This window comes from Rhodococcus sp. LW-XY12 (assembly GCF_019317345.1).
Taxonomy (GTDB): Bacteria; Actinomycetota; Actinomycetes; order Mycobacteriales; family Mycobacteriaceae; genus Rhodococcus; species Rhodococcus pyridinivorans.
Window position 1 is genome coordinate 2,784,156 of the sequence record NZ_CP079225.1, and the last position, 12,311, is coordinate 2,796,466.

Sequence of the window (12,311 nt, forward strand, 5' to 3'; positions counted from 1 at the left end):
CGATCGAACCCGAGCCGTCGCCGCGGAACCGGCCACGCGACCTACCGTGAGCGAGTACTCCCATCGCCAGGAGGTGCGTGATGACCACGGAGATACACGAACCCGACCAAGCACGACTCGAGCAGACCCTCGGACAACTCGTCGTCGACATGGGTGCGGCCATGAACGGCGCACTGGTGCTCATCGGCGCCGAACTCGGACTGTGGCGCGCGCTCGACGAAGCCGGCCCGGTCAGCAGCGAACAACTCGCCGACCGCACCGGCATCCGCGAACGCTATCTGCGCGAATGGCTCTCCGCCGAGACCGCCAGCGGCTATCTCACCTACGATCCCGACGCCGGAACGTTCAGCCTGGCACCGGAACACGCCATGGCCCTCGCCCGCGAGGACAGCCCCGTCTACCTGGCCGGCGGCTTCCACCTGATCGGCTCCGTGTACAAGGACCGCAGCCGCATCGCCGAACGCATCCGCAACGGCGAAGGTTTCGGCTGGCACGAACACGATCCCGAACTGTTCGTCGGCACCGAACAGTTCTTCCGCCCCGGCTACCGCGCCAACCTCGTCGACGTGTGGCTGCCCGCCCTCGACGGGGTCGTCGACACACTGCGCGCCGGCGCCACCGTCGCGGACATCGGCTGCGGCCACGGTGTCTCCACGACCCTGCTCGCGCAGGCGTTCCCGCAGTCCACCATCCGCGGCTTCGACTACCACGACGCGTCCATCGCGCGGGCGACGGAACTGGCCGCGGAGGAGGGCGTCGACAACGCCACCTTCACCGTCGCCTCCGCGACCGACTTCCCCGGATCCGACTACGACCTGATCTGCTACTTCGACTGCCTGCACGACATGGGCGATCCCGTCGGCGCACTGCGGTACGCGCGCGGCGCGCTTGCCGACGACGGCGCGGTGATGCTCGTCGAACCGTTCGCCCGCGACAGCCTGCCCGAGAACCTCAACCCGGTCGGCCGGATGTACTACGCCGCATCGACGGTGCTGTGCACCCCGTCGTCCCTCGACCAGCCGGTCGCGCTCGGGCTCGGCGCGCAGGCCGGGGAGCGACGGCTCGCCGATGTCGCGGCCGAAGCCGGATTCGGCACCTTCCGCCGCGCCACCGAAACACCCTTCAATCTCGTCCTCGAAGCACGCCCCTGAAACAGTCTCCGGGACACCGGATCGGACTCATCGGCGACTACGGCGGCGCCGATAGGCGACGATCGGAGGATGGACCGCGTCACTCGACTCTCGCTCGCCCTGGACCGTCAGGACGGGCGGTGCCTGTGGTGTGGACGGGAGTTCGGGCGGCTGATCACCCCGACCACCGATCATCTGGTGCCGCGCCTGAAGGGCGGGCCGAGCATCACCGCCAACGAGGTCGCCGCGTGCCGACGCTGCAACGCCGACCGCGGACACATCGCGCCGGTCGAATGGCTCGACCGGTGCCGGCAGCGCGAGGGCTGGTCACCCGACGAGGAGCTGCTGTCACGACTGCTCGAGGAGCTCGCCGACGAACTCGTCCGGGTCGGTGGTCATCGCCGTGCCCGGGATTATCTGTCCGCGCAGTTGCGGCGGTTGCGGCGAGCGTCATAATGCACGGGAGGCGAGATTAATACGTCACTGTGACGTTTCTGGGTTTATCGTCCGAGGCGGAGGAGGGGAGTCCGCACCCTCGACCCGGCGGGATGCGACCCGCAGACAGGTCAGGACGAGCACGGCGACCCCGACGGCCACCGCGGACGCGACAGGCGAGCAGATCCCGCTCGCCGCCAGGAGCGTCCACCGTCCACCCGAGTTCCTCGCACACCGCCGCAACGAAATACGCACCGGCGACCGCCACGAGGGAGACCGAGATGCCGGACGGACCGGTACCGGCGACCACGATGGATGCGACCAGCACCAGCGCAGCTGATACAAACAGTGCGACGATCAGCCACAGCGCGCGCGGCAGCGTGCACATGCGCCGGCCGGGCCGACTCGCGCCCGCCGCCGGCGGCGAGGGCCGCAAGTGCCGGGCAGACGAACATCAACGCACTGACCGGCAGACGCGCACCGGTGATGTCGAATTCACCGTCGGTGAGTGCACCCCAGAGATAGAACGGGACGGTGGTGATCGCGAAGACCACCCAGGAACGCAGGAGCCGTGGTTGCGTCACGGTCGACCTTCCCGGATCGCGTTGTCACTGCCGCGCCGATGATATCGACGCAGATAGGTGTCCACAGCGGGACCCGCTAGACCACGTGAAAACGTCACTGTGACGTTTTCACGACGGCTGGGCGGACAGGCAGGGGGCGAGGGTGGCGGGCCCGGAAGGTCGTATCGGGCGTCCGAGGCAGCGAACCGACACCAGGCGGCGGACCGGGCCGGGCACGCGAATGCGCAGCAAGCTCGAGTGCCGGGAGCGCATCGTGCGGCGCGGTTCGCACGTCGCACGAGGCGGAGGGAACAACGCGCGCCGGACGGCACGGCGCACGACGCGATGCAGTGCGTGCGACGACGGCGCGAATCTGCGGATCAGGGACGTCACTCGACGGCATCGGGATTATCAGCGCCGAACCCCAGGTCACCGCCCATATCAAACTGGTAGGAGCGGGTGTTCGGGAGGCGGGAGTAGGAGGCCTGATCGCGGCGTCTCGGGCGGCGAATTACTCTGTGGCACTCTCCATACCGGTAACAGGAGACATTTCCCGTTACCCGTTCCCCTGTTACCGATTGCCCGGTGATTCTGGAGGACCAAAATCCCCAGCGTTTCCCTGCCTCAGAAAAATACGCCAACTTGCACAGCAAGTTGACCAGTACAGCCTGCGTGCCGGTCCTCAGAATTCAGGGCCGAATAAGGACTTCACGGCCGGCCTCCGTGAGTCTCACCCATCTGGCCGTCGACGGATCGTGCACGTCGGTGGCGGGGTACTCCAACCATCGCCGACCGCGGGCGATGCGTTCGCGTATACCAGCCTCGCTCGTGTCCAGGACTCGAGCGCACCAGGAGATTCTCCGCTCGCTGGTGTGTGCTTGGAGAGCGATGAGTTCGAGCACGTCGGGAGCAAGTTCGCCCCGCCCTACGGCTGAACGAGCGTCGCTACCGAGAACTGGCGGCTGGTCGGGATCGCGGCCGTATATAGGATCCTGCATTCCGCTAGCGCGGATCATCCAGGCGGTGCTGATCCCAAGAAGGACGGCAACCACGATGATTCCCGCTGGCTGGTCAAACACCCCGAGTGGGCGACCCAGGAATACTGCGGCGAACAGCACCGGCGTCAGCATCGTGGGCGAACGCCACCACGGCGTCGCGCTACCGCCCCAGGGGCTGACGTCAAGGTTCCCGGTATGCCCGCGAGAGCCCGAGCGGCGGAGCTGGATCAACGCCAGGAGTCCGAGGATGCCGAACATGGCTACAGCGACGCCAGCTGCCATCGGCACACTCCCCGGGATCTCGTCCGGGTTTACGACAACGCCCAAAAGACCTGCACTGGCAAGCCCAAAACCTACCTCGACTCCAAGAGGCGTGCGTTCCGCCGCTCGGCGTTTTCGCCACGTTCGGACTATTAAGTCCTCCGTGAATTCCCCGGCGTCCTGGCTGCGCATACCTTCAAGTTAACTACCGCCAAGCGAGACCCGGTAACGACCTACTGTGACCCGCGGAGGCGACCGCCCGCCGGCTCGCCGAGCACCGACCCGACCGCATCGAGGTGCTCGCCTACGCCGACGCCGGGTGCGTGTTCGACGTGCCGTCCGACTACGCCGAGGAACGGATGGGCGGCTCAGCGAACGCCAACGCCGCAGCGCTCAAGGACAGCGACCGGATCCTCGTGGAACAGCTCGCGGCCTGGTCGCGAGAGTAGACCCGACGGGCCCGGCACCCTCGCGAAGAGCGTTACGCGCGCACGCCGCCACGGCGGCCTCCCAGGGCTAGCACAACGTCCCTGCTACCGATTGTTCGGTAATTCCCGGAGAATCACCTCTGGCCATGCTCGCTTACGGAGGCGATGTATTCGGCGTATGTACTTGCCGCGTCGACGGCGTGGCGCTCAATGGTCGAGGGGTGATAGCCCAGGACGTCGGCGATGATGGCGGCCGGGGCGGTTTTGCTGAGTTCATGCAGTGTGCCGAGTCTGGCGGCGCGGGCGCTGACGAGGTGGGCTCGTAGCCGGAGGCGTAGGTGCATCGGATCGATGTGCCTGCCGGGGGAATGCCCTCTGAAGACCCAGTTGCTTCTCGGGTGAGCGGCGGTCTGGTCGTGGCCAGGCTTGGCGTGGAGTTCACGCCACGGCCCGTCGAGCGGGGTGGGCAACTCGATCGGGCCGCTGCCGAGCGTAATGGTCGCCAGGTCTTCAGTTACGGAGATGTCGTCCCAGGTCAGGGCGGCAATATCCTGGACCTGTTGGCCAAAGACAAGGACCAGAATCGCCGCGGCCTTGTCTCGTGTGGTCAGAGTGTCGCCGTCCACCATGCGATCCAGGGCGGCGTCCTGGTCGGTGGCGCTGAGTTTGGTGCTGTTACCGCGGCGATGGCGGGGCACGGTGAGCCCTTGTGGGGCGTTTCTGGTGTTCATGGCCCAGCCGAGGAACCGATCGACGAGCAGTCGAGTGGTCGGCCCGCCGGCGATCCAGGCGTCAACCTCGCCCTGGCCGACGTCGGCGAGCGTGATGTCGCGCTCGCCGAGCCAGTTGAGGAAGTTGATCGCGACGGTGACGGTCTGCTTGCTGCGCAGGAAGGTGCCGTGGGGGACGGGGTCCATCTGATTCATGCGCCGCAGATGGTGCCAGTGGACATAGCGGTCAATGACGGCCCGGTGGGTATCCTCGGTCAGCCTCTCCAGTGCTGTGTCCGCCCAGTCTTGGTAGCGGACAAGCAGCTCGTCACGTCGGGGCAGGACACCGTGCTCGATCAGGAGCCCGCGCACGTAGTCGCGGGTGCGTGAGCGTGGAAGCGCATCGATCGCCTCGTGCGTGAGCTCCGGGAGGGAGGCCAGCTGGTTCAGGAAGTCGGTCACGTGCCGCTGGCGGATCCAGGTCATTCCACTGTTGGCGCGTTTCATCGATTTCAACGCCTCCGCCAGGGGGACAAGCCTCTCGGCGATGGTGCCGGTGTCCGGGTTGGTCAGCAGTCCGTCGACGGTCTCGCTCAGCGCGCATGGCCAACACAGGCCGGCGCGGTAGATCTCGTCCTCGGCGCCGCAGCGCACGCAATCGATGTTGAGGGTGATCTGGGCGCACGCCCGGCAGGCCGGGCGCCCATCTACTCGGCCCGGTAAGACGCCGATGTGGCCACAGTCGCAGGTGCCGCGGGTGCGTTTGGCCTGCTGGTAGCAGTAGCCACAGATCTGATCCTCCGGGCCCCAGGTGACCACCAGCGGGTAGCCCAAGCCGCAGCGATCACACGGACACACGCGACGCAGGTCCGGATCGTCGGGTTTGCGGGGCCTGGCCATCGGTACCGGTCAATCCTCGTTGTCGCCCCGGACGAGTCTCACCCGGCGGGCGATCGGCTGGCCGGGTGCCACCCCCAGGTCTTCCGGCCGCTTCGGCGCCTGCGCGGTGGCTGCTGCCCGCATCTCCACGAACGGTTCGAACAGCTCACCCGGTTCGCAGTCGAGGATGTCGCAGAGCGCGGCGAACGTGCGTGCCGGGATCCGCTCTGGTGTGCCGGTCACCAGCCGGTAGACCTGACTCTCGGACAGGTTGATGCCCCGAGACCTCAACAACGGCACCAGTTCGGTGCTCTTCCACAGGTTGCGCTGCGCCATCTGCGTCCGCAGATTCCAGCGATACCCGATGCGTCGTTGCTCAGCCATCAGCGTCTCCGTCCTGCTTCCTGCCGTGCCCGTCCAGCCGCGAAGCGATCATGCGCTGAATGGTCTTCTGTTTGAAATCGTCGCCGACCGAGGTGTACAGCCCGGTGACCGACGCATAGGCATGACCGACTTGAGTCTGCACGAACGCCGGGTCGTAGCCGGCCTCGATCAAGTGCGTGACATAGGAGTGCCGCAGGCAGTGCAGTCCGAGCTCTTTCGGCAAGCCGGCGCCCTCGCGGGCGGCGGCGAAGGCATCACTCAAGCTACCCACTCTTATCCGCTCGGCGCGCTCGCTCGGCCACAGCGCCGCCGAACGGTCAGCAGTGGCGAAATGCGCTCGACCACGCTCGGTGATCCAGAATCGGAGCAGGTCAACCACCCAGTCGAACTCCGGGACCGTCAACACCGTTCGTCGTCGCGGCCCCGACCCGGCGGTGCCTTTGGCCCACCGGACGGTCACCGCGCCGAAGTCGCCGTACGCAGGCACATGCGGGTTGGGGCCGAAATCCTGCACGTCCAACATCGCCACCTCGCGACGCCGAAGCCCATAGGCGTAGCAGACCTTGAACGCGATCGAGTCCCGCAACAGGGGCAGCCAGCGCTTACTCCCAGCAGCGAACTCACGATCGACCCGGTCGTCCACGTCATCAAAGAGCCTCTGCAGCTCCGTGGCCGTAAAGGCCCGGCGCCCGGCCGGAACAGCATCCTCGCAGGTGTGCCGCGGGGTGTTCCACTCGAACGCGATCTGGGCCGGAACATCGTCGAAGACCCGTTGGCAAAGCGCACCCCACCCGTAGCTCGAGCTCGAAACATAGGCACAGAACATCGCGATGGCATTGCTGTCCGAACGCAGCGTCGTCCAGCTCACCGGTTTCTCACCCGAGCGCCGATCTGCCATGTAGTCATCCAGATCGACCGGTCGCCACGACCACGGGAACGTGCCCGCAAACTCCTGGAACCGGCGCAGCACCCCGCAGCGCCCGTCGATCGTCGCTCTCGTCAGCCCACGCGCCAGCATCTGCGCCCGCCAACCCTCGACCATTGCTTCAAACACGCGGTCCTCGGCGCGGAACAGGCCGACCTCACCGTCGCGCAACAGCCGCGGAACGAATCCCGGGACACCGTCCACGCCGACCTCCGACCCGTGGAAACCTGCATCTAATGCAAGAAACCTACGGGACGCTGGACCGACGCACAAGCATCACATCCGCGGCGTCGACACTGCACCAGCCAAACCCGGCACCCACCAGCACAAACCCCATCATCCCAGGTAGACGGCAGTAACCGCACCTACCGCAGCTCCCGAGAGTTAAATTGCCGATAATCTACATTATGTTAACTAGAGTGGAACCGGACCTCCTCCGGACAGGTGCGGCAGGGCGTCCGAGGCGTTCGGAGATCCCTGGTTCGCCCCGGATCGATGCGATGGGCCCCACCGCCTCTGGCTCGAGTCCGGCTCACCTCCGGACTGCGACCGGCCTGCCGGCGCCCGTGCCGGATCGAGCCGCCGATCCGCTCGACGCGCGTTCGGCTGCTCATGCATCGGGTGCCATGCCGCAGCGACGCGCACACTGCACCGACCCACGGTTCACCGATGCGGCGTTGCGGCAGCACCGTGTGGTCGTCTCGCGTGCGCGTTGCGCGCCGCAGATCGCGCGGACGATGCGCATGTTGGTGGCGCGGGATCATCCCGTCCCCCGGGGTGCTGCGACCACCGATCGCCCCTTCTCGCCTCTTCCACATTTGATGGATAATCACCGTTATCCATGAATCGTGTTGGCTGCCAACGAATTTCACGCACACAGAGGTGAACGGTTCCATTGTGCCCCGCGCATGTCCCCTGCACAGCCGATCCGGTCCCGATCTCCTCGAACCTCGAGGGCGAGCCCGATCTCCGCACCGCATCCCACCGACACCAGCGCATGCCTTCCACCCCACTATGTGCCTGGGTCGGCACGATTCAGGGCCCCTTCTCCCCTGTCCGCCCGTCTCGTCAGCCGTGATGACGCCGGTACGCGGCCACCGCTCCCGGATGCAGCGGGACATCGGCCGTGACGATCAGCGACTGCCGGTCGAGGAACTGACTGCCGGTGGCCTGGGCCGGCACGAGTTCGGAGGCATGGTCGACGAGCAGATCCACCAGTGCGGCGGCGGCCTCGTTCGACACCGATGCCCCGGCGAGCAGCAGGTTGCCCAACCCGATAGTGGCGACGGCGTCCGGCTGCCCGTAGGTGCCGGGCTGGATGAGCACCGGTTCGTATCGCGGACCGAATCGGGCCCGCAGCGGTTCGAGGAGCACGGACAGATTGATCAGCCGCAACGGCACGCCCAGGTTCGCGAACGACGGGGTAGGAACACCACCCGCCCACAGCACCGCGTCGATCTCGCCGTCCACCAGCGCGCGACCGGCGTCGGCCATCGACAGGTGCACCCGGGTGACGGCTCCCGGCTCGGCGAGCCCGGCGACGGCGAGGATGCGTTCGCCGGTGAATTCGGCACCCGATCCGGGAGCGCCGAGGCTGATCCGTGCGCCCCGCAACTGGGCGATCTTCCGGATCGGTGAGTCCGCACGCACGGCCAACTGCATGTAGTTCTCGTAGACCCGTCCGATCGCCGTGAACCGCGCGCCCTCGTCGTGGGCACGCACCGCGACATCGGTGAGGGTCAACGCCAGCTCCGCATTCCCCGCCGTCAGCGCGGCGAGATTGGTGACCGACCCCGGGGTGCGTTCCGGCACTATCGCGATGGGCAGGCCCGCCCGGTCGGCGGCGGCCGCGGTGAGTTCGGCGAACTCCCAGAAGAACCCACCCTCCTCCCCTGCCGCCAGGATCAGTTCCTCACGCTCTCCGGTGCGCGTGCAGCCGGCGGCGGCTCCGCCCACCGCCAGCAGCGCGACGGACCGCAGGAGATCGCGGCGGGTGATCATGATGCCTCCGCGCGGGAGTCGGCGGGCAGGGTCAGGGTGACGGCCAGTCCGTGCGGGTCGGCGGCGGCGAGGTCGAGGGTGCCGCCGCCGCTGTCGACGAGCGCGACCGCGATGGACAGCCCGAGGCCGGTGCCGGGCCCGTCGGCTCCGGACCCGCGGAAGAACCGGGAGGTGAGGGCGCCGAGCTCATCGGGTGCGACTCCGGCGCCGTCGTCCTCGACGCGGATCCGGATGGTCCCGCCGTGGTGCCGGGTGGTGATGCGGACCCCGGTGGCCGCGCGGGCGTACTTGCTCGCGTTGCTGAGCAGCACATCGAGCACCTGGGCGAGATGGTCGGCGGAGAAACAGGCGTGCAGGCGCTGCCCGGTCGGTTCGTCCACGGTGACGGTCATGCCGGCCTCGGCCAGGGCCTCGGACCAGGCGTCCACGCGGTCGGCGACGACGGCACCGACATCGCACCCGTCGTGCCCTTCGGTGCCCGCTGTGTCGGTAGGTGATTCGGCGGTGGCGAGGGCGAGCAGGCCGTCGAGGATGCCGCCGAGCCGGTCGACTTCGACGGCCGTGCGCCGATAGGTCTCCGCACCGGCGGCGGCGACGTGCGGTTCGAGGGAGTCGAGCCGGATGTGCAGGGCGGCGAGCGGGTTCCGGAGTTGGTGCGCGGTGTCGGCGATGAGTTGCTTCTGGGCGCGGGTGGACGTGCGGACGGCCTCGGACATGGTGTCGAAGGCCTGCGTGAGTTCCCGGACCTCCGGTGGGCCGTGATACCGGACCGAGACGGTGGTGTCCCCGGTCCGGGAGCGTGGATGCAACGCCGGGACACTGTCGGTGAGCGCCGCGACCCGCGCGGTGAGCGCGGTGAGCGGACGGACCGTCCACCGCGACAGTGCGGTCGCGAGGATCGTGACGAGCACGAGCGCCGCCGCTGCGCCGGTGACGATGAGCAGCCACGAGGTGCGGACGTCGCGGCGGGCGGCGTCGGTGGACACGTCGACGACGACGGCTCCTTCGACCTGGGCGCCGGTACCCACCGGCACGGCGAGCAGTACCCGGTGCGGGGACCACGGGGTCAGCGGACCGCCGATGCCCTGTTTCTGGTTGCGCAGACCGGCGGTGATCGCCTCCGGCACACCGGGGTCGGTCGGGGTCAGGCCCGCGCTCGCGCGGGGTGCGCCGCGCGCGTCGACGATCAGCACGCCTTCGTCGTAGAGCCGGTGGTAGCGGGTGACCTCCTCGTCGAGCAGGGCGGTGCTGCCGGGGGCGCGCATCTGGACGGCGAGGGTGGCGAAGTGGTGGGCGTCGGCTTCCCGGTTCGCTCCCAGGACGGCGGTGCGGCCGGCGCTGGTGGCGAGAGCGAGCGGTACGGCGAAGGCGACGACGGCGACGGTCGCGAAGACGAGCAGCACCGCCAGGACGCGTCGCTGCATGTCAGCCGCCCCACCGGTAGCCGTAGCCGCGGATGGTGGAGATGAGTCCGGGGCGGGCGAGTTTGGCGCGCAGCCCGGTCATGTGCACGTCGAGCGACCGGGAGATCGCCACATAGGCGTCGCCCCACACGGCGTCCATGAGTTGTTGGCGGCTGACCGCGGCGCCGGAGCGGGCGACGAGGACGGCGAGCAGGTCGAATTCCTTCGGGGTGAGGGTGACCGGTTCGCCGCCCACCTCCACTTCGCGGGCGTCGAGGTCGACGACGACGTCGCCGGCGCGGACGATGCGGGAGGACTCGGACAGCGCGCGGCGCCGTTGGGTGACGACGTCCACGCGGGCGAGCAGTTCGGCCAGGCGGGCCGGTTTGACGAGGTAGTCGTCGGCGCCGCCGCGCAGGCCGCGTACCACCGAGCGTTCGTCGCCGCGCGCGGTGAGGATCACGACGGGGACGTCGTTGACGGCCCGCAGTTGCCGGAGCACCTGCAGGCCGTCGGCGTCGGGCAGGCCGAGGTCGAGGATGACGACGTCGAGGTCGCGGTGTCCGAGGAGCAGGTCGGCGCCGCGCCGCATGCGGATCGGCCGGTGGCCGTGGGAGGTGAGGGCTTCGACGAGGGCGTCGCCGACGCCGTCGTCGTCCTCGACCACCGCGATCTGCACGTGGGTCCCTTTCGGTCAGTGTCGCGAGGTGGCCAGGTCGGCGTGCTCGTCGGGGGTGTCGGTGTGGGTGCTCGTGCGGTCGGTGCTCGTGCGGTCCAGGGGTGAGCCGTCGGAGGTCTCCCGCATGAAGAAGTACACGACGAGCGAGACGGCGATGCAGCCGGTCACGTAGTAGAAGAATAGCGATTCGTGGCCGGCGCGCTTGAGCGCGAGTGCGACGGTTTCGACGGTGCCGCCGAAGATCGCCAGGGTCAGCGCGTAGGGCAGGCCGACGCCGAGCGCGCGGACCTTGGTGGGGAACAGTTCGGTCTTCACGATGGCGTTGACCGAGGTGTAGCCGGTGACGACGGTCAGGCCGAGCATCATCAACCCGAACGCGATCAGCGGGTTCGTGGTGCTGCCGAGGATCGTCATCAACGGGACGGTGAGCACGGTGCCGCCGACCCCGAAGAAGATGAGCAGTTTGCGGCGGCCGATGCGGTCCGACAGGGCCCCGCCGATGGGTTGCAGGACGATGAACACCAGCAGGGCGGCGAAGTTGATCCAGGCGACGGTGTCCTTGGAGATGCCGGAGGTGTTGATCATGTATTTCTGCATGTAGGTGGTGTAGGTGTAGAACGCCACGCAGCCGCCGAGGGTCAGCGCGCACACCAGTAGGCATTCGCGGGGGTACTGCAGCAGCATCCGGATGCCGCCCTGCTCGGGCGTGCTCTCCGGCCGGTCGGTGGCGCTCTTGGCCGCGACTTCCTCGGTGAACGCTTCGGATTCGTCCATGGTGCGGCGCAGCCACATCACGGCGACGGCGGCGACGGCGCCGATGACGAACGGGATGCGCCAGCCCCACGCCTGCATGGCCTCGGCGGAGAGGGTGAGCTGCAGGACGATCTGGACGCCGAGGGCGATGAGCTGTCCGGCGACGAGGGTGACGTACTGGAAGCTCGAGTAGAACCCGCGGCGTCCGGGTGAGGCGACCTCGGCGAGATAGGTGGCGCTGGTGGCGTATTCACCACCGACGGACAGTCCCTGCATCATGCGGGCGAGGACGAGAAGAAGGGGTGCGGCGAGTCCGATGGTCGCGTAGTCCGGGGTGACGGCGATGATGAGGGAGCCGACGGCCATGACGGTGACCGACAGGGTCAGCGCCGAGCGCCGTCCGCGCCGGTCGGCGTAGCGGCCCATGATCCAGCCGCCGATCGGTCGCATGAGGAATCCCACGGCGAAGATCGCTGCGGTGGACAGCAGTTGGGCGGTGGGGTCGCCTTCGGGGAAGAATTCCTTCGCGAAGTAGACGCTGAACGCGGCGTAGACGTACCAGTCGTACCACTCGATCAGGTTGCCGACCGAGCCTTTCAACACGTTGCCGATGACTCGGCGTTCGCCCGTCGAGGTGGTGCTCACCCGGGACTCCTTTCGCTGCGTGGATCTGTGCGCTCCCCACAGTGGTTCGGGTCACAGTGGTTGCGGAAGGGTCTGTGGTGGTTCCTAACACTCCCTTAGGAATGTGGTCGGGACGGG

11 protein-coding genes are annotated in these 12,311 nt (G+C 68.0%); 3 read left to right on the forward strand and 8 right to left on the reverse strand.

Annotated elements, in window-relative coordinates; all coding sequences use genetic code 11:
* Positions 1-80: 80 nt before the first annotated feature.
* Together KXC42_RS12975 and KXC42_RS12980 are read left to right on the forward strand one after the other, a co-directional pair.
* On the forward strand, positions 81-1,151 hold the full coding sequence (locus KXC42_RS12975) for a methyltransferase domain-containing protein (protein WP_138843340.1): 1,071 nt from the start codon (positions 81-83) through the stop codon (positions 1,149-1,151).
* Between the two features lie 69 nt (positions 1,152-1,220).
* On the forward strand, positions 1,221-1,586 hold the full coding sequence (locus KXC42_RS12980) for an HNH endonuclease (RefSeq protein WP_024101068.1): 366 nt from the start codon (positions 1,221-1,223) through the stop codon (positions 1,584-1,586).
* A 1,231-nt stretch (positions 1,587-2,817) separates the two neighbouring features.
* Here KXC42_RS12980 and KXC42_RS12985 read toward each other — a convergent pair.
* Positions 2,818-3,579, reverse strand: a complete 762-nt coding sequence (locus KXC42_RS12985; RefSeq protein WP_219129120.1) for a hypothetical protein — start codon at positions 3,577-3,579, stop codon at positions 2,818-2,820.
* A 104-nt stretch (positions 3,580-3,683) separates the two neighbouring features.
* Here KXC42_RS12985 and KXC42_RS12990 point away from each other — a divergent pair, with 104 nt between their 5' ends.
* Complete coding sequence (locus KXC42_RS12990) at positions 3,684-3,836, forward strand: hypothetical protein (RefSeq protein WP_219129121.1); 153 nt, start codon at positions 3,684-3,686, stop codon at positions 3,834-3,836.
* Positions 3,837-3,949: 113 nt separating this feature from the next.
* On the opposite strand, the gene KXC42_RS12995 is transcribed toward KXC42_RS12990, so the two are convergent.
* The 7 genes from KXC42_RS12995 to KXC42_RS13025 form a co-directional block, all read right to left on the reverse strand.
* A complete protein-coding gene (locus tag KXC42_RS12995) occupies positions 3,950-5,425 on the reverse strand; it encodes a Fis family transcriptional regulator (protein WP_219129122.1) in 1,476 nt (491 codons plus the stop codon).
* 9 nt (positions 5,426-5,434) lie between these two features.
* Positions 5,435-5,788: a helix-turn-helix transcriptional regulator gene (locus KXC42_RS13000; RefSeq protein ID WP_219129123.1), complete on the reverse strand. Its 354-nt coding sequence runs from the start codon at positions 5,786-5,788 to the stop codon at positions 5,435-5,437.
* Positions 5,781-6,917: a site-specific integrase gene (locus tag KXC42_RS13005; RefSeq protein WP_257605820.1), complete on the reverse strand. Its 1,137-nt coding sequence runs from the start codon at positions 6,915-6,917 to the stop codon at positions 5,781-5,783. Before KXC42_RS13005 ends, KXC42_RS13000 begins: the two co-directional genes overlap by 8 nt.
* A gap of 864 nt (positions 6,918-7,781) precedes the next feature.
* Positions 7,782-8,714 (reverse strand): TAXI family TRAP transporter solute-binding subunit, encoded by a 933-nt coding sequence (locus KXC42_RS13010; RefSeq protein WP_219129124.1) that lies wholly within the window; start codon positions 8,712-8,714, stop codon positions 7,782-7,784.
* The gene (locus KXC42_RS13015; protein ID WP_219129125.1) at positions 8,711-10,138 is read right to left on the reverse strand and encodes a HAMP domain-containing sensor histidine kinase; all 1,428 of its coding nucleotides are present in this window, start codon (positions 10,136-10,138) and stop codon (positions 8,711-8,713) included. Before KXC42_RS13015 ends, KXC42_RS13010 begins: the two co-directional genes overlap by 4 nt.
* A 1-nt stretch (position 10,139) precedes the next feature.
* Entirely contained in the window at positions 10,140-10,796 is a 657-nt protein-coding gene (locus KXC42_RS13020; protein ID WP_039585974.1) for a response regulator transcription factor, read from the reverse strand.
* Positions 10,797-10,811: 15 nt separating this feature from the next.
* On the reverse strand, positions 10,812-12,194 hold the full coding sequence (locus KXC42_RS13025) for an MFS transporter (RefSeq protein WP_006552781.1): 1,383 nt from the start codon (positions 12,192-12,194) through the stop codon (positions 10,812-10,814).
* Positions 12,195-12,311: the final 117 nt, after the last annotated feature.

Coding starts and splice junctions, on each gene's coding strand:
- KXC42_RS12975 (WP_138843340.1), top strand. CDS start 81: ATGACCACGGAGATACACGAACCCGACCAAGCACGACTCGAGCAGACC.
- KXC42_RS12980 (WP_024101068.1), top strand. CDS start 1,221: ATGGACCGCGTCACTCGACTCTCGCTCGCCCTGGACCGTCAGGACGGG.
- KXC42_RS12985 (WP_219129120.1), bottom strand. CDS start 3,579: ATGCGCAGCCAGGACGCCGGGGAATTCACGGAGGACTTAATAGTCCGA.
- KXC42_RS12995 (WP_219129122.1), bottom strand. CDS start 5,425: ATGGCCAGGCCCCGCAAACCCGACGATCCGGACCTGCGTCGCGTGTGT.
- KXC42_RS13000 (WP_219129123.1), bottom strand. CDS start 5,788: ATGGCTGAGCAACGACGCATCGGGTATCGCTGGAATCTGCGGACGCAG.
- KXC42_RS13010 (WP_219129124.1), bottom strand. CDS start 8,714: ATGATCACCCGCCGCGATCTCCTGCGGTCCGTCGCGCTGCTGGCGGTG.
- KXC42_RS13015 (WP_219129125.1), bottom strand. CDS start 10,138: ATGCAGCGACGCGTCCTGGCGGTGCTGCTCGTCTTCGCGACCGTCGCC.